The sequence below is a fragment of the Leclercia sp. genome (genome assembly GCF_036780805.1).
GTDB lineage: Bacteria > Pseudomonadota > Gammaproteobacteria > Enterobacterales > Enterobacteriaceae > Enterobacter.
Genome location: NZ_DAIQCE010000001.1, coordinates 1490951 through 1512503, shown reverse-complemented (window position 1 = coordinate 1512503; position 21553 = coordinate 1490951). Strand labels below are relative to the sequence as shown.

19 protein-coding genes are annotated in these 21553 nt (G+C 56.0%); 9 read left to right on the top strand and 10 right to left on the bottom strand.

Features of this window, described 5'->3' with window-relative positions:
- Positions 1-36: 36 nt before the first annotated feature.
- Positions 37-825, top strand: a complete 789-nt coding sequence (locus V7Q49_RS07130) for an AraC family transcriptional regulator (protein WP_333850037.1) — start codon at positions 37-39, stop codon at positions 823-825.
- Here V7Q49_RS07130 and V7Q49_RS07125 read toward each other — a convergent pair.
- Positions 809-1255, bottom strand: coding sequence for a DUF441 domain-containing protein (locus V7Q49_RS07125; protein ID WP_333850036.1), 447 nt, complete (start codon positions 1253-1255; stop codon positions 809-811). The two genes, V7Q49_RS07130 and V7Q49_RS07125, sit on opposite strands and share 17 nt — an antisense overlap.
- A 286-nt stretch (positions 1256-1541) precedes the next feature.
- Between V7Q49_RS07125 and V7Q49_RS07120 the strand changes: the two genes are divergently transcribed.
- The gene (locus tag V7Q49_RS07120) at positions 1542-2438 is read left to right on the top strand and encodes a diguanylate cyclase (RefSeq protein WP_333850035.1); all 897 of its coding nucleotides are present in this window, start codon (positions 1542-1544) and stop codon (positions 2436-2438) included.
- 83 nt (positions 2439-2521) lie between these two features.
- On the opposite strand, the gene V7Q49_RS07115 is transcribed toward V7Q49_RS07120, so the two are convergent.
- Positions 2522-3808, bottom strand: a complete 1287-nt coding sequence (locus V7Q49_RS07115) for a YeaH/YhbH family protein (RefSeq protein ID WP_333850034.1) — start codon at positions 3806-3808, stop codon at positions 2522-2524.
- A 126-nt stretch (positions 3809-3934) separates the two neighbouring features.
- Entirely contained in the window at positions 3935-5869 is a 1935-nt protein-coding gene (yeaG, locus tag V7Q49_RS07110) for a protein kinase YeaG (RefSeq protein ID WP_142489132.1), read from the bottom strand.
- Between the two features lie 434 nt (positions 5870-6303).
- On the opposite strand from yeaG, the gene V7Q49_RS07105 reads away from it, so the two are divergent.
- Positions 6304-7050 (top strand): MipA/OmpV family protein, encoded by a 747-nt coding sequence (locus V7Q49_RS07105; protein WP_333850033.1) that lies wholly within the window; start codon positions 6304-6306, stop codon positions 7048-7050.
- 142 nt (positions 7051-7192) lie between these two features.
- The gene (locus V7Q49_RS07100; protein ID WP_333850032.1) at positions 7193-8047 is read left to right on the top strand and encodes an aldo/keto reductase; all 855 of its coding nucleotides are present in this window, start codon (positions 7193-7195) and stop codon (positions 8045-8047) included.
- 46 nt (positions 8048-8093) lie between these two features.
- Here the strand turns inward: V7Q49_RS07100 and V7Q49_RS07095 are convergent, their stop codons facing one another.
- A complete protein-coding gene (locus V7Q49_RS07095; protein ID WP_333850031.1) occupies positions 8094-8978 on the bottom strand; it encodes a D-hexose-6-phosphate mutarotase in 885 nt (294 codons plus the stop codon).
- Between the two features lie 76 nt (positions 8979-9054).
- Positions 9055-10050: a glyceraldehyde-3-phosphate dehydrogenase gene (gene gapA / locus V7Q49_RS07090; RefSeq protein WP_230351742.1), complete on the bottom strand. Its 996-nt coding sequence runs from the start codon at positions 10048-10050 to the stop codon at positions 9055-9057.
- Positions 10051-10391: 341 nt separating this feature from the next.
- Here gapA and msrB point away from each other — a divergent pair, with 341 nt between their 5' ends.
- Positions 10392-10805: a peptide-methionine (R)-S-oxide reductase MsrB gene (msrB, locus tag V7Q49_RS07085; protein WP_333850030.1), complete on the top strand. Its 414-nt coding sequence runs from the start codon at positions 10392-10394 to the stop codon at positions 10803-10805.
- A 42-nt stretch (positions 10806-10847) separates the two neighbouring features.
- Complete coding sequence (locus V7Q49_RS07080; protein ID WP_106993589.1) at positions 10848-11126, top strand: YeaC family protein; 279 nt, start codon at positions 10848-10850, stop codon at positions 11124-11126.
- A gap of 43 nt (positions 11127-11169) precedes the next feature.
- Here the strand turns inward: V7Q49_RS07080 and V7Q49_RS07075 are convergent, their stop codons facing one another.
- The 4 genes from V7Q49_RS07075 to sppA form a co-directional block, all read right to left on the bottom strand.
- Positions 11170-12420, bottom strand: coding sequence for a glycoside hydrolase family 18 protein (locus V7Q49_RS07075; RefSeq protein WP_333850029.1), 1251 nt, complete (start codon positions 12418-12420; stop codon positions 11170-11172).
- A gap of 266 nt (positions 12421-12686) precedes the next feature.
- A complete protein-coding gene (pncA, locus tag V7Q49_RS07070; RefSeq protein WP_333850028.1) occupies positions 12687-13328 on the bottom strand; it encodes a bifunctional nicotinamidase/pyrazinamidase in 642 nt (213 codons plus the stop codon).
- 9 nt (positions 13329-13337) lie between these two features.
- Entirely contained in the window at positions 13338-14354 is a 1017-nt protein-coding gene (ansA, locus tag V7Q49_RS07065; RefSeq protein WP_333850027.1) for an asparaginase, read from the bottom strand.
- Positions 14355-14413: 59 nt separating this feature from the next.
- Positions 14414-16270, bottom strand: coding sequence for a signal peptide peptidase SppA (sppA, locus tag V7Q49_RS07060; protein ID WP_333850026.1), 1857 nt, complete (start codon positions 16268-16270; stop codon positions 14414-14416).
- Between the two features lie 164 nt (positions 16271-16434).
- On the opposite strand from sppA, the gene V7Q49_RS07055 reads away from it, so the two are divergent.
- The 3 genes from V7Q49_RS07055 (at position 16435) to V7Q49_RS07045 (ending at position 20056) form a co-directional block, all read left to right on the top strand.
- Positions 16435-16986, top strand: a complete 552-nt coding sequence (locus V7Q49_RS07055) for an NAD(P)H nitroreductase (RefSeq protein ID WP_333850025.1) — start codon at positions 16435-16437, stop codon at positions 16984-16986.
- 117 nt (positions 16987-17103) lie between these two features.
- Positions 17104-18147 carry a selenide, water dikinase SelD gene (gene selD, locus V7Q49_RS07050; RefSeq protein WP_333850024.1) on the top strand — a complete coding sequence of 348 codons (1044 nt, stop codon included), beginning with the start codon at positions 17104-17106 and terminating at the stop codon, positions 18145-18147.
- A gap of 4 nt (positions 18148-18151) precedes the next feature.
- Positions 18152-20056: a DNA topoisomerase III gene (locus V7Q49_RS07045; RefSeq protein ID WP_333850023.1), complete on the top strand. Its 1905-nt coding sequence runs from the start codon at positions 18152-18154 to the stop codon at positions 20054-20056.
- Between the two features lie 83 nt (positions 20057-20139).
- Here V7Q49_RS07045 and gdhA read toward each other — a convergent pair whose 3' ends face one another.
- Positions 20140-21483, bottom strand: a complete 1344-nt coding sequence (gdhA, locus tag V7Q49_RS07040) for an NADP-specific glutamate dehydrogenase (protein ID WP_333850022.1) — start codon at positions 21481-21483, stop codon at positions 20140-20142.
- Between the last annotated feature and the right edge of the window lie 70 nt (positions 21484-21553).

Genomic DNA, 21553 nt, shown 5'->3' with positions numbered 1-21553 from the left:
TAAAATGACAGATTATCGCTAATATCGGACAAAATTATGCCTGGACTCGGTCTTGAAGGGTACGATCCCGACAGCCAGCACGACGCCGCAGTGGCATTTCACGTAAACGTGGTAGCAGATGAGCAGCGCATTCCCCTGCATCAGCACCGCAAGGGGCAGCTGATCCTGGCCCTGCACGGCGCGATCACCTGCGAGGTGGAGAATGCCATGTGGATGGTGCCGCCGCAGTTTGCGGTCTGGATCCCCGGGCTGCTGCCGCACAGTAACAAGGCCACGCCCAGCGCCCGGCTCTGTTTTCTGTTTATCGAGCCCGGCACTGTCACGCTACCGGATCGCTGCTGCACGCTAAAAATTTCACCGCTGGTGCGGGAGTTAATTCTGACCCTGGCGGAGCGCAGCCCCGGCCAGCAGGAGCCCGCCACCCGTCGGCTGGTGGAGGTACTCTTTGATGAACTGCCCCGCCAGCCCGAAGAGCAGCTCCAGCTCCCGGTCTCCTCGCATCCTAAAATTCGCCTGATGAGTGACACCATGGCCACATCCCCGGCGGAATGGCAGACGCTGCACCAGTGGGCGCACCATTTTGCGATGAGCGAGCGTAACCTTGCCCGGCTGGTGGTGAGTGAAACCGGGCTCAGCTTTCGCCGCTGGCGTCATCAGCTCCAGCTGATTATGGCCCTGCAGGGGTTGATCGGCGGGCGGTCGGTGCAGCAGGTGGCCCAGGATCTGGGCTATGACTCCACCACCGCTTTTATCACCATGTTCAAAAAGGGGCTGGGTCAGACCCCGGCGCGCTATATCGCCAGTCTGGCTACGACTTCCCGATAAACAGCGACACCAGCCCGGCGGCAATCAGCGGGCCGACCGGCACGCCGCGGAACAGCGCAACCCCCAGCACCGTGCCTACCAGCAATCCGGCCACAAGGGTGGGCTGAGAGCTCATCAGCGTGACGCCGCGCCCGCCCAGCCACGACACAAACACCCCCACGGCAATGGCAATCAAGGATTTCCAGTTCATAAAGGCGTGGATCAGCGTCGAGGCGGGCAGGGTGCCGCTGGCGATCGGCGCCATCACGCCGATGGTAAGGATGATAATCCCGACGGTCAGGCCTTGCTTTTCAATCCACGGAAAGAAACCGCTGAGCGGCGTCACCCGGATGATGATCAGCACCAGGATCGAGATAGCCACCGTGGTGTTGTGGCTGACAAAGCCCAGCGCGGCCAGGCCCAGCAGAATGAGCAGGGTAGGGTCAAACATATTGTATTCCTTGCTAAAATAAAAAAAGTAAGCCTGCTTACTTTACGCGCTCGCACGCCGGTAAAAAGAGTTTCTGACAAAAAATGTTCTGATTTGGGCGATTGCCTGAAGCGGAGGGCGCGCAGCGGTTCATGGGTTCGGCTGTGATGAAACGGCAGATAATTGGAAACAATCATTTCGTATCTTTATTAATAGGCCCCTATATAATATTTCCATTCGCTGACATTTTATGAGATTTAATTAGTTATGATCTTTGTTGCTATTAAGTTATTAGTCTGGAGGTCCTGTGAACAGGCAGTTTAAAGAAATTGATGAAACCATTCGTGGTTTGAATCAGTCCACAGATGCTCATTTCAGATGGTTAGTAAAAATATTGCGTTTTATCGACAGCCGCAATGTGGATTTACCAGACGTTTGCAGTAAGGAAGCCCATTTGCATTGCGAGTTCGGTTACTGGCTAAATACCCGTTTACTGGAAGAGCGGGAAGATACAAACTTTTTACTGGATATTAACAAGAAGCATATTCGCGTTCACCAGGCGTGCCACAATCTAATTAATGCCATTGAAGAGCATCATCAAACTAATGAACATTTTGATCTCTTCGAACAATCCTTGCTGGCGTTTACCGATGCCCTGACGATCTATAAAGTGCATCTTCTGCAGCTGCGCACCAGCTATGATGCGCTGACAGGCCTGCCGCTGCGGCGCATCCTCGATGAGTCGTTCGGCAGTATGAATAAAGAGCTTGGTGCCAATGGCCTCTATTTATTATTACTGGATATCGATCACTTTAAAAAAGTGAATGATAATTACGGGCATCTGAACGGAGATATTGTTCTGCGTTCGCTGGCCCTGAATATCAGCAATAATATTCGCCGCTCTGAATCGATGTATCGCTATGGCGGTGAGGAATTTATTGTTTTACTGCATGCCAGCAACGATCGGGAGGCAGTCACCGTCGCCGAGCGCCTGCGCCGTGACATTGCCCGGCTGGAAACCATTGCCGGGGAAAACATTATTCGTATTACTTTTACCGGCGGATTGACGCGTATCCATCAGGACGAGACGCTCCGGGAGGTGCTGGAGCGGGCAGATATCGCGTTATATACCGGTAAAAAAAGCGGTCGTAATTGTACCCAGCTGATTAATCGGGATCTCGCCACCCAGAAGTTTTGTGATTAAAAGCAACACGCCAGTTAATGTTTAACTGGCGTGTTTATTTGTGATGCCATCGTAACACCGCCGGTCAGTGACCGGCGGTGGCGTTAGCTGTTGCTGGTGGCAGATTGCTTGTGGAACAGCTCTCTGAACACCGGATAGATATCGTCCTGGTCGCGAATGTGCTGCATCGCAAAGTTATCAAACATCGATTGCAGATGTTCATATTCACGCCACAGCGTCTGGTGGGCGCGGCGGGTGATCTCGATATAACTGTAGTAACGCACCACCGGAAGCAGTTTTTTCGCCAGAATTTCATGGCACAGCGGCGAATCATCCGCCCAGTTATCCCCATCCGACGCCTGCGCCGCATAGATGTTCCACTGCGCCGGGTCATAACGCTCCTTCACCACCTCATCCATCAGCTTGAGGGCGCTGGAAACGATCGTGCCGCCCGTCTCCTGCGAGTAGAAGAACTCATGTTCATCCACCTCTTTTGCCTGGGTGTGGTGGCGAATATAGACCACTTCCACGTTCTTATAGGTTCGGCTCAGGAACAGATAGAGCAGAATATAAAAGCGCTTGGCCATATCCTTGGTGGCCTGATCCATCGAGCCGGAGACGTCCATCAGGCAGAACATCACCGCCTGGCTTGAAGGCTCCGCACGTTTTTCGTAATTCTTGTAACGCAGGTCAAAGGTGTCAATGAAGGGCACGCGCTCGATTTTGGCGCGCAGTTCGGCAATCTCTTTGCGCAAACGCTCCTCTTCCAGCAGCTGCGCGGGCTCGCTGTTGATTACGCTATCCAGGCTGGTTTCCAGCTCGCGAAGCTCACGCTTTTTACCTGCCGTCATGGCGGTGCGGCGCGCCAGCGAGTTCTGCAATGAACGCACCACGCTGATGTTGGCCGGTACGCCGTTAGCGGTAAAACCGGCCCGGTGCGTTTTGTACTCATTCAGCTGACGATGCTGATTTTTCTTCAGATTCGGCAGGGCCAAATCCTCAAACAGCAGATCCAGATACTCATCCTTGGAGATCTGGAACACAAACTCGTCCTGACCTTCCCCGTCCGGGCTGGCCTGACCCTGACCACTGCCGCCACCACCGCCACCGCCGCCCTGTGGGCGCTCGATGCGGTCGTTCTGGATGAAATGGTCATTACCGGGATGAACGCGATGGCGCAAACCGCCGCGTCCCTGATGGAACATCGGTTCGCTAATGTCGTCCGTCGGAATGGAAACGGACTCCCCACTGTCTACGTCGGTCACCGAACGCTTGTTAATGGCCTCGGAGATCGACTGTTTGATTTGCGCTTTATAACGGCGCAAGAAGCGCTGGCGATTCACCGTGCTCTTGTTTTTGCCGTTAAGACGCCGGTCAATAAACCAGGTCATATGCCCCCCGTACTGCATTTGCCAACTTTCAGTGCCCGTAAGTGCCGGATGGCGCTGACGCCTGTCCAGCCTACGGAACATTGTTGTAGGCCCGGCAAGCAACGCGCCGCCGGGCTTTGCGGGCTGTTAAGACGATTTACGCACGCGCAGGTACCATTCGCAGAGCAGGCGGACCTGTTTGCGGGTGTAGCCTTTCTCCATCATGCGGTCGACAAAATCGTCGTGCTTTTTCTGCTCGTCGGTTGAGGTTTTGGCATTAAACGAAATGACCGGCAACAGCTCCTCGGTGTTGGAGAACATTTTCTTCTCGATAACCGTGCGCAGTTTTTCGTAGCTGGTCCAGTTCGGATTGCGTCCGCTGAAATTCGCTCTGGCGCGCAGCACGAAGTTGACGATCTCATTACGGAAGTCTTTCGGATTACTGATCCCGGCAGGCTTCTCGATTTTTTCCAGTTCCGCATTCAGTGACTCGCGGTCAAACAGCTGGCCGGTATCCGGGTCGCGATACTCCTGATCCTGGATCCAGAAGTCGGCATAGGTAACGTAGCGATCAAAGATGTTCTGCCCGTATTCCGAGTAGGATTCCAGGTAGGCGGTCTGGATCTCTTTGCCGATAAATTCGGCGTATTTCGGGATCAGATAGCCTTTGAGGAACTCCAGGTAACGTTCAGCCTGCTCCTGCGGGAACTGTTCACGCTCAATCTGCTGCTCCAGGACGTAGAACAGATGCACCGGGTTAGCGGCCACTTCGGCGTGGTCAAAGTTGAACACGCGGGAGAGGATTTTGAACGCAAATCGCGTGGAAAGACCGTTCATCCCTTCGTCGACGCCGGCGTAGTCGCGATACTCCTGATAGGATTTCGCTTTCGGGTCGGTATCTTTCAGGCTTTCACCGTCGTAGACGCGCATTTTCGAGTAGATGCTGGAGTTTTCTGGCTCTTTCAGGCGCGACAGGATCGAGAAGCGCGACAGCGTTTCCAGGGTTCCTGGGGCGCACGGGGCATGAACCAGCTCACTGTGGTTCAGCAGTTTTTCGTAAATCTTGATCTCTTCAGAGATCCGCAGGCAGTAAGGCACTTTGACGATGTAAACACGGTCGAGGAAGGCCTCGTTGTTTTTGTTGTTACGGAAGGTCACCCATTCCGATTCGTTGGAGTGCGCCAGAATAATCCCGTTGAACGGCAGGGCGGAGATCCCTTCCGTACCGTTGTAGTTACCCTCCTGGGTGGCGGTTAGCAGCGGATGCAGCACCTTAATCGGCGCTTTAAACATCTCGACGAACTCCATAATCCCTTGGTTGGCGCGGCATAACGCACCGGAATAGCCGTAAGCATCAGGATCGTTTTGCGCGTGGTTTTCCAGTTTACGGATGTCCACTTTACCCACCAGCGCAGAGATATCCTGGTTGTTCTCGTCACCCGGTTCGGTTTTAGCAATCGCAATCTGTTCCAGAATGGACGGCCAGGCCTTCACTACGCGGAATTTGGTAATGTCGCCGCCAAATTCATGCAGGCGCTTCGCGGCCCACGGCGACATGATTGTGCCGAGATAGCGACGAGGAATGCCGTACTCTTTATCCAGAATTTGCGCATCTTCCTGCGGGTTGAACAGACACAGCGGATGGTCGTTAACCGGGCTGCGTTCGCCGTTAGCGCTCAGCACATAAATCGGGACGCGCTGCATTAACGCTTTCAGTCGTTCAGCCAGCGAGGATTTACCGCCGCCGACGGGGCCCAGCAGATATAAGATCTGTTTCTTCTCTTCCAGACCCTGAGCAGCGTGCTTCAGGTAGGAAACAATCTGCTCGATGGCATCTTCCATGCCGTAAAATTCTTCAAACGCAGGATATCGGGCGACGACCCGATTCGAAAATAGACGGGAAAGCCGTGGCTCCTGGGCAGTATCAACCATATTCGGCTCACCAATAGCCATCAATAGTCGTTCTGCCGCATTGGCATAGGCACTGCGATCTTGCCGACAAATGGTAAGAAACTCCTGCAGTGTGAACTCTTCGTCCTTGGCAGCTTCATAGCGCTGGCGATAGTGATCGAATATATTCATGGCATGCCGTCCTTTCGTTTTTTAGCACAGGAAAAGAGCCGTTCATATGAATAGTAGAGGCTCCCGGAAGCGGGATCCGTTGCACCTCACTGCCAGAGCAGCAACCCGTGTGCCAGGTCGGGCGCTAAAACCGCGGGGGTGATCGGGTATTCAGCTTCTTAAAATTAAGCGTAGATGGCATTTGCAAAACTTGCATGCACGCAAAAACCAATTTCAATGACATATCAATAACTCATCCAGAAATTCAGCCAAATCCTGTCAGGCACTGGGACTTCCTTCACCGAACGGTAATCTGACTGACAGCGTTCCGTCATTTGCCGCACACAAGATAATCGGTTAATCAATTTGATTAGCTGACAAAAAATTTTGAGAAATGAGGGGAATGACGGTTACACTTCATCCGCTGATTATTTGACTACAGGAAAGAATGGATTGTGACCAAACTCAAACTTCTGGCACTGGGGATTATCGTTGCCACCTCAGTGAGTACAGCATACGCGGAGAATCAGTGGTCAGTTGGTGCTGGTGTCGGCGTAATCAATAGCCCTTATAAACAATATGACCGTGACTTCTACCCGGTTCCGGTTGTCACCTATGAAGGGGATAACTTCTGGTTCCGCGGGCTGGGCGGTGGCTACTATCTGTGGAACGACCAGACCGACAAACTCTCCATCATGGCCTACTACGATCCGACGCACTTCAAGCCAGGCGACAGCGACAGCTATCAGCTGCGCCAGCTTGATAAACGTAAGAGCACCATGATGGCCGGGGTTTCCTGGGTCCATAACACCGAATACGGTTTCCTGCGCACCGCCCTGGCGGGTGATACGCTGGATAACAGTAACGGCTATATCTGGGATCTGGCATGGTTGTACCGCTATACCAACGGCGGGCTGACGCTGACCCCGGGCATCGGTCTGGAGTATCACAGCGAAAACTACAACGACTATTATTATGGCGTGTCCCATAAAGAGTCCCGTCGCAGCGGCCTGAACAGCTATGACGCCGACGATGGCTGGAATCCGTACCTCGAGCTGACCGCCAGCTATAAGTTTGCGCCTGACTGGAACGTCTACGCTACCGGCCGTTACAACCGCCTTAGCGATGAGGTGAAAGACAGCCCGATGGTCGATAAGTCCTGGACCGGGCTGATGTCGGTGGGTGTGACCTACAGTTTCTGATTGTGCATTTTGACTGTGCAATTTATACATCACAACGGAGCGCTTGCGCTCCGTTTGTTTTGGGCCGGTGCAATATGTGCATTATGACGGAGCGCCTGCGCTCCGTTTGTCCTGGGGTGGTGCAGATAAACAGGAGAATGTGATGAGCGAAAAAATCGTTAACTTTGGCAACAACATCGCGCTGCCGGCCATTGGTCAGGGCACCTGGTATATGGGTGAAAAGGCCAGTCAACGCCGCCAGGAAGTGGATGCCCTGCGGGCAGGCATTGAGCGCGGACTGACGCTGATTGATACCGCCGAGATGTATGCCGACGGCGGGGCGGAAGAGGTGGTCGGCGAGGCGATCAAAGGCCTGCGCGACGAGGTGTTTCTGGTCTCCAAAGTTTACCCGTGGAATGCCGGGGAACAAAAAGGGATTGCCGCCTGTGAAGGCAGCTTACGCCGTCTCGGCACCGAGTATATCGACCTCTATCTGCTGCACTGGCGCGGAAATTACGCCCTGGATGAAACCGTCCGGCTGATGGAGACGCTGCAACAGCAGGGCAAAATTGGCCGCTGGGGCGTCTCGAACCTCGATTATGCGGACATGCAGGAACTGTGGCAGGTACCGGGCGGACGGGCCTGCGCCACCAATCAGGTGCTCTACCATCTGGCCTCACGCGGTATCGAATATGACCTGCTTCCCTGGTGTCAGCAGCAGTCGATGCCAGTGATGGCCTATTGCCCGCTGGCGCAGGCCGGGCGTCTACGCACCGGGCTGTTCAATCATCCGGTGGTGAATGCAGTAGCGAAAGAGTACAACGTCACGGCAGCACAGGTGTTGCTGGCGTGGGTGATAAGCCACCGCGGAGTAATGGCTATCCCCAAAGCGTCATCCATTAAGCATGTGGAAGAGAATGCGGGCGCGCTGAACATTTCACTCTCTGCGGAGGCCTTAAAGCAGCTGGATGCAGCCTTCCCGGCGCCGAAACAGAAAACGGCGTTAGACGTGGTGTGAAGTGAATTTAATGCCCTCTCAGCATGGAGAGGGCAAGGGCAGGGGATTAACGCTTCACAATGTGAATGGTTTGTCCCAGACGGGAAGGTTTCTCTTCCGTCGCGGTTTGTGGTTCGCTAACGCAGGCGGTTTCCACGCATACAAAGGTCTTATAGCCGTCATCCGGAACGTCACCCATGCTCACCGACAGCGCCGGGCCCGGGTTCCAGCCCACCACGTTGCTGTGATGATGATGGATCACTTCAATCGCGCGATTCAGCGCGGTGTCTTCAATAACGCTGCAGGCTTCCGGGTTCAGGTAGACGCGGTCAGTGCGATCCGGGAAGGTCTGTGAACCGTCGCTCAGTTTGCCTTCTTTAGCATTATCCACTTTATCGATAAAGCTATCGCCCAGGCCGTTTACCGTGACCGCAGCGATATCGCCGACGTTGAAGTAGGTGTGAAGGGCTGAGGTGGTTTCAAATTCACCGTGCGCTTCCAGTTCGATTTCGCAGGTTTTACCCAGCTTGAAACGAGCGTACAGAGTGAAATCGTGCGGCCACAGTTTGCGGGTCTCGTCATCGCTTTGCAGTTCAAAGGTCAACACCACGCCGGATTCATCTTCGTTGTGGGCTTTCAGCGTCCACGGCAGGTTACGGGCAAAACCGTGCGACGGCAGGCCCTGCCCGGCGGACGGGCCAAACCACGGCCAGCAGATTGGCACGCCGCCACGGATTGCCGCCCCTTTTTTAAAGGAGGTGATATCGCTCAGCCACAGCGCTTCCACTTCGCCTTCCGGCTGCCAGGAGAGCAGATGCGCACCCTGCAGGGCGACAGAAGCCTGTACCTGCGGATGCTCAATCACGATGACTTCGACATCGTCAATCTGGCGGCGGGAAAGCACAGGGGTAAGCTGTTCGACTACCGGAAGTGCAAAAATTGTTTTTATCATTACGCAATCCTCTGTCTCTAATGCCATAAAAAAAGGCGACCGAGGTCGCCTTTTTGGATCAGTTTCTCATCTCAACTTATTTGGAGATGTGAGCGATCAGGTCCAGTACTTTGTTAGAGTAACCGGTTTCGTTGTCGTACCAGGAAACCAGTTTCACGAAGTTGTCGTTCAGTGCGATACCAGCTTTTGCATCGAACACGGAAGTGCACACTTCGCCGTTGAAGTCGGTAGAAACAACGTCGTCTTCGGTGTAACCCAGAACGCCTTTCATTTCGCCTTCAGAAGCTGCTTTGATGGCTTTCTTGATTTCTTCGTAGCTTGCTGCTTTTTCCAGACGAACGGTCAGGTCAACAACAGATACGTTTGGAGTTGGAACGCGGAACGCCATACCAGTCAGTTTGCCATTCAGTTCTGGCAGTACTTTACCTACAGCTTTAGCTGCACCGGTAGAGGATGGGATGATGTTCTGAGCTGCGCCGCGGCCGCCGCGCCAGTCTTTGTGAGACGGGCCATCAACGGTTTTCTGAGTTGCGGTGGTCGCGTGAACGGTAGTCATCAGACCTTCGATGATGCCGAAGTTGTCGTTGATAACTTTAGCCAGTGGCGCCAGGCAGTTGGTGGTGCAGGATGCGTTGGAAACGATGTCCTGGCCAGCATACTTCTCGAAGTTTGCGCCTTTAACGAACATTGGGGTGTTGTCTTTGGATGGACCAGTCAGAACAACTTTTTTCGCGCCAGCGGTGATGTGCTTACGCGCAGTTTCGTCGGTCAGGAAGATACCGGTTGCTTCAGCAACAACGTCAACACCGATTTCGTTCCACTTCAGGTTAGCTGGATCTTTTTCAGCAGTAACACGGATGGTTTTGCCGTTGACAACCAGGTGGCCGTCTTTCACTTCAACGGTGCCGTTGAAACGACCGTGAGTTGAGTCGTACTTCAGCATGTACGCCATGTATTCAGCGTCTAACAGATCGTTGATACCAACGATTTCGATGTCAGAACGTTCCTGAGCAGCACGGAAAACAATACGGCCGATACGGCCAAAACCGTTGATACCTACTTTGATAGTCATATATTCCACCAGCTATTTGTTAGTGAATAAAAGGTTGCGTGTAAAATTACAAAAACCTTACGCAGCGTCAAGCGGAATCGTGTCAATCATTGCGACAAATCAATCCTTAGCACTACCTTTGCTCGATTGACCCACCTCACATTCCCTTGGAGCTAGGACCCATGTGGGGCCTGCGCACGGAATTTTAAAGGGCTGACCACATAAAAACGTGGAGTAGATCACATTTGTCTGCGTACCTCTACGCAACGAGTAAGTTTAGAACAAAAGTTCATACTTCAGTGTTAATGTTTTGTTAGAATCGAGGGTAAAAGTTGTCTGTTTCAACTGCGAGATGTAAGCCTATGTCGAATCAACAAAACCCCGATGATCTGAAAAAAAACCTCACCGAAATGCAGTTCTACGTGACGCAGAATCACGGTACTGAACCGCCTTTTACCGGGCGTCTGCTGCACAATAAGCGTGATGGTGTCTACCACTGTCTGGTGTGTGACGCTGCGCTGTTCAACTCCCAGAGTAAATACGATTCTGGCTGCGGCTGGCCGAGCTTTTATGAACCGGTCAGTGAAGAGGCAATTCACTATCTGAAGGACTTCACACACGGTATGGGGCGTATTGAGATTCGCTGTGGAAACTGTGACGCGCATCTCGGTCACGTGTTCCCCGACGGTCCTCAGCCAACAGGTGAGCGTTTCTGCGTTAATTCCGCCTCATTAAGCTTCACCGACGACCAGAATGGCGACCAGACCAAAGGCTGAAAAATCGATTCAGCAAATTATTCCTTCGGAGTCCGTTTTAACATGAATATTGAAGAGATGATTAACGGCATGACGCCGGAAGTTTATCAGCGTCTGGTCACCGCGGTTGAGCTGGGGAAATGGGCTGATGGCGTGGCGTTGACCGCTGAGCAGAAAGAGAACTGCCTGCAGTTAGTGATGCTGTGGCAGGCGCGCAATAACACCGATGCGCAGCACATGACCATCGACACCCAGGGTCAGATGGTGATGAAGAGTAAGCAACAGTTGAAAGAGGATTTTGGCATCGCGCCAAAGTCGATTGCGACACTGAAAATGCAATAATCTTGCGGATTGAAGCCCTCTCCCAGTGGGAGAGGGCTCATCTTTACTTGATCCCCAGCGACTCCGCGAGCTGCTTCGCCAGCTGGTTGTTGTCATCCGCGCCATACTCCCAGAACATCGCCCCGGCCAGACCTTTCTCTTTGATGTACTCCGCCTTGATCGCCACCGATCGCGGGTTCTCGTACGACAGGGCAAACAGCGCCTTGTCATCGTCACCCTTCACCGACAGCCACGGCACTTTGGCCTGATCGTCCCACCGTTCGGTAAAGCGTTTCTGCGGATCGTTTAAAAACGTCTTCACAATATCGTTGTACTTCACGTAGGTGTCTTTGGTCAGGTCGTAGCCCAGCGATTTAAACAGGTCGATCTGCTGCGCGCTGAAGTAGGGCCGGGTCGCGGGATTTTTCTGCGCATCCGGTTGGCTCCAGTCGATACCTGGCTCCACGGCGCGCTTGGGCACGCGGCCATAGAAGCCGATGCCGAGGTTCATCTGCTGCGGCTTCAGCCCGGCGGCCAGATAGTTATTCACTACGAAATCCACGCTGTATTTATCCGCTGCGGCCACGGTTGGCCAGGCGCTGGAGTTATACAGGTTGGCGTTGAAGTACTGGGTGCCGTACGCCATGTCGTAGGTCATCAGGTTGATGTAATCGAGCAGCGGCGCAACCGCCTTGACGTCGACCCAGCTTTTCGGACTTTCTGCATTGGCCCCCACGGCAATGGTCACCAGCTTTTTATTCCCGAACGCAGTACGTAGCTCCTTCAGCAGGGCGGTAAAGTTATCCCGATCCGCTGGGGTGCTGGCAACCAGACCCCAAGCGCCGTTAACCGGGTATTCCCAGTCGAGATCGATCCCGTCCAGATCGTATTTTTCAACGATCGCCTGAGCAGAGCGGATAAACTCCGCGCGGGTCTCCGGGCTGGATGCCGCCCCCGAAAAGCCCCGGGCACCCCAGCCACCTACGGAGAGCAGCACTTTAAGATCAGGATTCTGTTTGCGCAGTACAGGCAGCAGGGCCAGGTCGGCGGCGACTTTCGGAGAGAGCCAAATCTGGTGCAATTTGCCTGGATCTTTAAGCGCCGGATTAGTTTCGTCTTTCTCGTCGTTGTAAATCAGGCCAAAGGAGTAGTTCAGGTGGGTTATCTGGCGGACATCGAGTTTGTTGATATCCCCGCCCGGCCCGGCGGTGACGTCGCCACCCCCGTTAAAATAGCCCACCGACATCAGGGAGCTGGCGGAAGCAAGGGATGCGCAGAGCAGGGGTAAAGCTGCCAGCAAGGGCAAAGGTTTCATAGCAATTCCTCTTCAATTTTGACGGTAAAAAACAAACCCGCCACGTAAGGGCGTGGCGAAAAAAGTGCCAAAAAAGAATAGCATTGCCGTCCCGCTGAGAGTGCGAGGCAGTTCACCTTATGTGACTTATGGGGAATGTTGCCCGGCGGCGCTGCGCTTGCGCGGGCCTACGGGTGGCGGGGTTTTGCCCGGCGGCGCTACGCTTGCACGGGCCTACGGGTTTTGTAGGCCGGGTAAGCGTCAGCGCCACCCGGCACAAAGGCGCACTACGCCTGAGTTTCCTGCCAGTCCGCCAGCGTGTACAGCGTGGCACCTTCCGCCGCCATGTCCATAAACGCCTGAGCGCTATCCTGACGCTGAATGTTAACCCCGCGACAGCCGTCAGTGATCACATTCACTCGGTAGCCCAGCTGCAATGCATCCAGCACGGTAAATTTGACGCAGTAATCGGTCGCCAGCCCCATCACAATCAGCTCCACGATTTCGTGGTGGCGCAGCCACTGATCCAGCCCGGTTTTCTGCCGGTGACCGTTATCAAAGAAGGCGCTGTAGCTGTCGATGTTCGGGTTTTCCCCTTTCTGGAAGATGGCGTCAATGGCTTTGCTGTTCAGCAGGGGATGCAGCTCTGCGCCTTCGGTATGCTGCACACAGTGATCCGGCCAGAAGGTTTGCGGCAGGCCGTCCAGCTCGCCCTGGGTGAAGGGCTCGACGTTGTGCTGGCTGGCAAAACTGCCGTGATCCGCCGGATGCCAGTCCTGGCTGGCCACCACCGCTTCGCCGCGGTCCTTACACCACTCAATCAGGGCGTTGGCGATGTCCACCGTGCTGTCGCCTTCGGCCACCGCCAGCGCGCCGCCGGCGCAAAAGTCATTCTGTAAATCCACCAGTAACAGGGCACGTTGTTTCATGCTCACTCCTTATTCGTCTGGCGTCAGTTCGCCACGCAGGTTTTGCATCATTGCGGTACGAATCGACTGCACATCCAGATCCTGACTCAGTAAGTAGTGAAGTTTAGTCAGGGTGGCTTCTACCGTCATGTCGAATCCGCTGACGACCCCTGCTTGCGCCAGGGCGTTACCGGTGGCATAGCCGCCCATATTCACCTTGCCGGACATGCACTGGGTCAGGTTCACCACCACGATGCCGCGGTTGCTGGCCTCCTGAAGCTCCTTCAGAAACTCGCCGTTTTGTGGTGCGTTGCCCACGCCGTAAGAGCGCAGGATCAGCGCTTTTACCGGCTGACGCAGGAAGTTACGCACCACATCGGCGGAGATGCCTGGATAAATGGTTACCACGCCAATCGGCTGCGGCGTAATCGGATGCACCACCAGCTCGCCGGAAGTATGCGGTGCCGGAGGCGTACCGAGGCGGCGGATATGGATCCCGGCTTCCAGCAGCGGAGAGAGGTTCGGCGACGCAAAGGCATTAAAGCCGTCCGCATGGGCTTTGGTGGTGCGGTTGCCGCGATACAGGCGGTTGTTGAAGAACAGGCTTACTTCGTTAATTGGGAAGTTAGCCGCCACGTACAGCGAGTTAAGCAGGTTGATCTGCCCGTCGGAACGCAGCTCCGCCAGCGGGATCTGCGAGCCGGTAACGATCACCGGTTTGCTGAGGTTTTCCAGCATGAAGGAGAGCGCCGAGGCGGTAAACGCCATGGTGTCGGTGCCGTGCAGGATCACGAAGCCGTCATACTGGTCGTAATGCGCCTTGATGTCGTCGGCAATATGTTGCCAGTCTTCCGGGGTCATGTCGGAAGAGTCCATCAGCGGATCGTACTCGTGAATGGTGAAGTCCGGCATCTCCGGGCGATGGAACTCCGGCATTAACGCCAGCTGGCGCTGCAGATGACCCGAAACCGGGATATAGCCATTTTCCGAGCGCTGCATACCGATGGTACCGCCGGTATAGGCTACATAGATTGATTTCTTTTGCATGATGTTATGTTCTTGGGCTTCAAAGAAAAATCCCCTCTTCACAGAAGAGGGGATGGGGATTAACGGACGTTCGCGCAGGTGAGGCAGAACGCGTAGCGGTTTTGCGGATCGTTAAAGGCGGCCAGCTTGTCGCCTTCCGCTTTAACCGCTTTCGCCGCCGAGGCGACCGGTGCCGGCAGATACGCCTGCAGCGCGTCCGGCAGCATGGCTTTGACCGAGCCGGAGAAGCTGTCCATCACCATATCGATGAAGGTCGGCTCATCCTGATAGAAGTCGATATGCCACTGCTTCAGCTTCGCCAGTTCGGCAGCTTTGGCCACGGCGTCATCGAAATCGCCAAGGTTATCCACCAGCCCGTTGGATTTCGCATCCTGGCCGGTCCAGACGTGACCCTGGGCAATCTGGTCGATCTGCGCCGGGGTCTGCTTGCGGGAGTCGGCCACCAGGGTGATAAAGCGCTTATAGCCGTTCTCAATGCTGAGCTGCATCATCTGCGACACTTCCGGCGGCAGCGCTTTAGTGATAGTGACATCCGCCAGCGGCGAGGTTGCCACACCGTCGGTGTGCACGCCCAGATAGTCGAGGCTGTTTTCCACGGTGTTAATCACGCCGAAGATGCCGATGGAGCCGGTCAGGGTGCTCGGGTTTGCCACGATGTAGTTCGCCGGGGTCGAGATCCAGTACCCACCGGATGCCGCCATCCCGCCCATAGAGACCACCACCGGTTTACCGGCAGCGCGGGCCGCGGACAGTTCCGCGCGGATCACTTCCGAGGCGCTGACGCTGCCGCCCGGGCTGTTCACCCGCAGGACAATGGCTTTCACTTTCGGGTCGAGACGCGCGTCGCGGATCTGTGAGGCGGTGGTATCGCCACCCACGTTGCCCGGCGTCTCTTCGCCATCCATGATCGCCCCGTTAGCGAAGACCACGGCGATGCTGTCGCCGGTATCGGCCGGTTTTTTCGGCTGATAATCATAGAAGCTGACGGCGCTGAAGTTCTTGTCCTCTTTGCTCCAGCCGAACTGCTTGGTCAGGGATTTTTCAATTTCTGCGCTGGAGCCCAGGGCATCCACCAGCTTGTTGTCGAGGGCATACTTCGCGGTATCGCCATCGACTTTACGCAGCCCGTCCAGCACGCCCTGCGCACCCGGGAAGACCTGCTCCGGGGTGATCTGACGGTTGGCGGCGACGGTCGCGAGATAGTGCTGCCACAGCTCGCCGATCCAGCGGCTGTCCGCCTCACGGGCGGCAGGGGACATATCATCGCGGATAAACGGCTCAACGGCCGATTTATACGTCCCGACGCGGAACACGTGGGTGGTGACTTTCAGCTTATCGAGCAGCGATTTGTAATAGAGGCCGTTGGTGGCGAAACCGTGCAGATCGACGGTGCCCTGCGGCGAGAGCCATACTTTATTGGCAAAGCTCGCCAGATAATACTGCCCCTGGCTGTAGTTATCGCCCACCGCAATCACCGGTTTGCCGCTGTCGCGGAACTCACGCAGCGCTTTACCGATGTACTGCATGGACGGCTGGTCCGCCCCGGCGAAGTTCTTCAGATCCAGCACGATGCCGGTGATATTGCGATCGTCCTTCGCCTGACGAATGGCGTCGACGATATCGAACAGCGAGTTTTCCTGCAGACGGTCGCTGCTGGCGCCAAACAGCTGGCGGCCAATCACGCCGAGACGGTTGCTGGTGGAGGGTTTATCAACCACGACCCCGGCGATATCCAACAGCAGCGCGCCGCGCCCCGCGCTCTGGGACTGGCTGGAGGCGCTGATGTGCATCCAGACACCCACACAAACCATCACAATAACAATGAAGAAGAGGTTCATCACCAGGTTACGGACGAAATTGAGCAGTCGCCACGTCCATTTAAAAAAGCCGGCAAACAGTCGCCAGAGGGTTCGCATGTATTCTCCCTGTCCAGATAATTACCTTCCCGTCGCCACTGGACGGTGTTGTCGGGCTATCGTAATGACCCGACCGCCACTTGTCAGCAGGAATCGCCTGCCACGCTGTAACAAAATCTGCCGTCGTGTTAATTTTGAGTAAATTTCAAGACAGGAGTTACCCCATGGATGCACTCGAACTGCTTGTTAACCGTCGAAGCGCGGCTCGTCTGGCGGAGCCTGCCCCGGCAGGCGAACAGCTGGACAACATTCTTCGCGCCGGGATGCGCGCGCCGGATCATGGCACCTTACAGCCGTGGCACTTCTTTATCATAGAGGGTGAAGGGCGCGATCGCTTCAGCACCCTGCTGGAGAAAGGGGCCGTGGCCGCCGGGCAGGATGAAAAGGCGATTGAAAAAGCCCGCAATGCGCCGTTCCGCGCGCCGATGATTATCGCCGTGGTCGCCAAATGCCAGCCGCAGCACAAGGTGCCGGTGTGGGAGCAGGAGATGTCTGCCGGCTGTGCGGTAATGGCGATGCAGCTGGCCGCCGTCGCTCAGGGTTACAACGGGATCTGGCGCAGCGGGGCGTTAACCGACAGCCCGGTCGTCCGTGAAGGCCTGAACTGCGGCGCAGACGATAAAATCGTCGGTTTCCTCTATCTGGGCACCCCGCAGCTTAAAGCCTCGACCACCGTCTCGGTGCCCGATACCACGCCGTTTGTCACCCATTTCTGATCCCCGGCATAAAAACTGTCTGGATCCTGAACAACTGCAGCAGAATTCAGACAGTCATACTTATCACTTAATGGAATGAGCGCTAACATAGTGCAATTGTAATGAAAGGAGATTGTCATGAGCGAGCAAGCCATTCGTTTAACGCAATACAGCCATGGAGCCGGTTGCGGTTGTAAAATTTCCCCCAAAGTGCTGGAAACCATTCTGCATAGCGAGCAGGCGAAGTTTGTCGACCCGAACCTGCTTGTGGGTAACGAAACCCGCGACGATGCTGCGGTCTACGATTTAGGTAACGGGACCAGCATCATCAGCACCACCGATTTCTTTATGCCGATCGTCGACAATCCTTACGACTTCGGGCGCATTGCCGCCACCAATGCCATCAGCGACATCTTCGCCATGGGCGGCAAGCCGATCATGGCGATTGCGATCCTCGGTTGGCCGATCAACACCCTGGCCCCGGAGATCGCCCGCGAGGTGATCGAGGGCGGGCGTTTTGCCTGTCAGCAGGCGGGGATCGCTCTGGCCGGCGGCCACTCCATTGATGCCCCGGAGCCGATTTTCGGCCTGGCGGTCACGGGCGTGGTACCGACGGAACGCGTAAAACGTAACAGCACTGCCGAAGCAGGCTGCAAGCTGTTCCTGACCAAGCCGCTGGGCATCGGCGTGCTCACTACCGCCGAGAAAAAATCACTGTTGAAGCCGGAACACAAAGGGCTGGCGACGGAGGTGATGTGCCAGATGAACCTCGCCGGAGCCGCCTTTGCCAACATCGACGGCGTAAAGGCAATGACCGACGTTACCGGCTTTGGCCTGCTGGGCCACCTGAGCGAAGTGTGCCAGGGGGCGGGCGTGCAGGCCCAGGTGTGGTATCAGGACGTGCCGAAGCTGCCGGGCGTTGAAGATTACATTGCCCAGGGCGCGGTGCCGGGCGGCACCCAGCGTAACTTCGCCAGCTACGGTCACCTGATGGGCGAGATGCCTGTCGAGTGGCGCGATCTGCTGTGCGATCCGCAGACCTCCGGCGGCCTACTGCTGGCAGTGACCCCGGAGGCAGAAGCAGATGTCCAGGCGACCGCTGCAGAATTCGGTATCACCCTGACCGCCATCGGCGAGCTGGTGACCGCCCGCGGTGGCCGTCCGATGATTGAGATCCGTTAATTCAATGCGGTTATTTATTGCCGAAAAACCCAGCCTCGCCAGGGCGATTGCGGATGTGTTACCCAAGCCGCATCGCAAGGGCGATGGCTATATCGAGTGCGGAAACGGGCAGGTGGTCACCTGGTGTATCGGTCACCTGCTGGAGCAGGCCCAGCCGGATGCCTACGACAGCCGCTACGCGCGCTGGAATCTCAACGATCTGCCCATCGTGCCGGAAAAGTGGCAGCTACAGCCGCGTCCGTCGGTCACCAAACAGCTCAACGTCATTAAGCGTCTGCTGAACGACGCCGCAGAAGTGATCCACGCCGGTGACCCGGACAGGGAAGGGCAACTGCTGGTGGACGAGGTGCTGGATTACCTGAACCTTGCGCCGGAAAAACGCCGTGAGGTGCAGCGCTGCCTGATCAACGATCTCAACCCGCAGGCGGTAGAACGTGCCATCTCGCGCCTGCGATCCAACAGCGAGTTCGTGCCGCTGTGCGTCTCGGCGCTGGCCCGCGCTCGCGCCGACTGGCTGTACGGCATCAATATGACCCGCGCCTACACCATTCTCGGGCGTAACGCGGGCTATCAGGGCGTGCTCTCAGTCGGCCGCGTGCAGACCCCGGTGCTGGGGCTGGTGGTGCGTCGCGATGAAGAGATCGAGAACTTTGTCGCCAAAGATTTCTTCGAAGTAAAAGCCCATATCGTCACGCCGAAGGACGAGCGCTTTACCGCCATCTGGCAGCCGAGCGAGGCCTGCGAGCCGTATCAGGATGAAGAGGGGCGCCTGCTGCATCGTCAGCTGGCCGACCACGTGGTGACCCGCATTCAGGGCCAGCCCGCCATCGTCACCAGCTATAACGATAAACGGGAATCAGAACCCGCGCCGCTGCCGTTTTCCCTCTCTGCTCTGCAGATCGAGGCGGCAAAACGCTATGGCCTGAGCGCGCAAAACGTGCTTGATATCTGCCAGAAGCTGTATGAAACGCACAAGCTGATCACCTATCCGCGTTCCGACAGCCGCTATCTGCCGGAGGAGCATTTCGCCGGACGCCACGCGGTGCTGAACGCCATTGCCGCCCACGCGCCCGATTTAATGCCGCAGCCGGTGGTTAATCCGGATACCCGCAACCGCTGCTGGGACGATAAGAAGGTGGATGCCCACCACGCCATCATCCCGACGGCGCGCAGCAGCAAGGTCAATCTGACCGAGAACGAATCGAAGGTCTATAACCTCGTTGCCCGTCAGTATCTGATGCAGTTCTGCCCCGATGCCCTGTTCCGCAAGTGCGTTATTGAGCTGGAGATCGCCAAGGGCAAGTTTATCGCCAAGGCACGTTTCCTCGCCGAAGCGGGCTGGCGCACGCTGCTGGGCAATAAAGAGCGTGACGAGGAGAACGACGGCACGCCGCTGCCGGTGGTGAAAAAAGACGACGAGCTGCTGTGCGAGAAAGGCGAAGTGGTGGAACGACAGACCCAGCCGCCGCGTCACTTTACCGACGCCACGATCCTCTCAGCCATGACCGGTATCGCCCGGTTTGTGCAGGATAAGGATCTGAAAAAAATCCTCCGCGCCACCGACGGCCTGGGGACGGAAGCAACCCGCGCCGGGATCATCGAGCTGCTGTTTAAACGCGGTTTTCTGCACAAGAAAGGGCGTTATATCCACGCCACGGATGCCGGAAAGGCGCTGATCCACTCCCTGCCGGAGATGGCTGCACGACCGGACATGACGGCACACTGGGAGTCGGTGCTGACCCAGATCAGCGAAAAACAGTGTCGTTATCAGGATTTTATGCAGCCGCTGGTGGGCACGTTATTCGATCTGATTAACCAGGCGCGGAATACCTCGGTGAGGGATTTTCGCGGCATGGTTGCGCCGGGTGGCGACAAGAAGAAAAAGTTTAAGAAGAAAAGTGCGGCGTAAAAATGCCGGGTGGCACCTACGGTTTTCTCCCTCTCCCTGTGGGAGAGGGCCGGGGTGAGGGCACCCGGCCGCACCATTCACAATCAGATCACACCCTGACCCATCATTGCATCAGCCACCTTTACAAACCCGGCAATGTTCGCGCCGCGCACATAGTTGGTCTGCTTTTCTTCGCCGCCATACTCGACGCAGGCGTGGTGAATATCCAGCATGATGTGGTGCAGACGCGCATCCACTTTCTCGGCTTTCCAGCCCAGACGCGCGGCGTTCTGCGCCATCTCCAGGCCTGAGGTTGCCACACCGCCGGCGTTAGCTGCTTTACCCGGTGCGAACAGCACGCCAGCCTGCAGGAACAGGTCGGTGGCTTCGATGGTGGTTGGCATGTTGGCCCCTTCCGCGACCGCTTTCACGCCGTTGGCGATCAGCTGGTGCGCTGCATCCACATCCAGTTCGTTCTGGGTAGCGCATGGCAGGGCGATATCGACCGGTACGGCCCACGGCTGTTTGCCTTCAAGATAGGTCAGACCGAACTCGCGAGCATAATCGGCTACGCGGCCGTCGCGGCTGGCTTTGATTTCGCACAGGCGCGCCAGTTTCTCAGTCGTGAAGCCCGCTTCATCGACCACGGTGCCGCTGGAGTCAGAGGCGGTGATCACCCGGGCACCCAGCTCCATTGCTTTCTCGATAGCGTACTGGGCCACGTTGCCGGAGCCGGACACCGCGACGCGCATCCCGTCGAAGCTCATACCGTGACGCTTCAGCATGGCTTCAGTGAAATAGACCAGGCCGTAACCGGTCGCTTCCGGGCGGATCAGGCTGCCGCCGAAGGAGAGGCCTTTCCCGGTAAAGACGCAGGCGCTGTTGTTGGAGAGTTTTTTCATCATCCCGGCCATAAAGCCCACTTCGCGCCCGCCTACGCCGATATCCCCGGCCGGTACGTCGGTATCCGCGCCCAGATGACGGTAGAGTTCGGTCATCAGCGCCTGGCAGAAGCGCATCACTTCGCCTTCGCTCTTGCCTTTCGGATCAAAATCGCTGCCGCCTTTACCGCCGCCCATAGGCAGGGTGGTCAGGGCATTTTTAAAGGTTTGTTCAAAGCCGAGGAACTTCAGGATCGACAGGTTAACAGACGGGTGGAAACGCATCCCGCCTTTGAACGGGCCGATCGCAGAGCTGAACTGGACACGCCAGGCGCGGTTGACCTGCACCTGATTGCGGTCGTCCACCCACACCACGCGGAACTGGATCACACGTTCAGGCTCAACCAGGCGTTCAAGCAGGGACATTTCACGATAGCGGGGGTTTTGTTCCAGGAATGGCCAGAGGGTGGTCATCACTTCACGTACGGCCTGAGCAAATTCGCTCTGATGGGGATCACGCTGTTGAACACGATTCAGAAAGGATTCAAGAGAGCACGCCTGGTCCATAACTATAAGTTCCTCTAATATATTGGGATTATTTTATTTGTAACAAAAAACTGCATGATGTTGTGTTTTT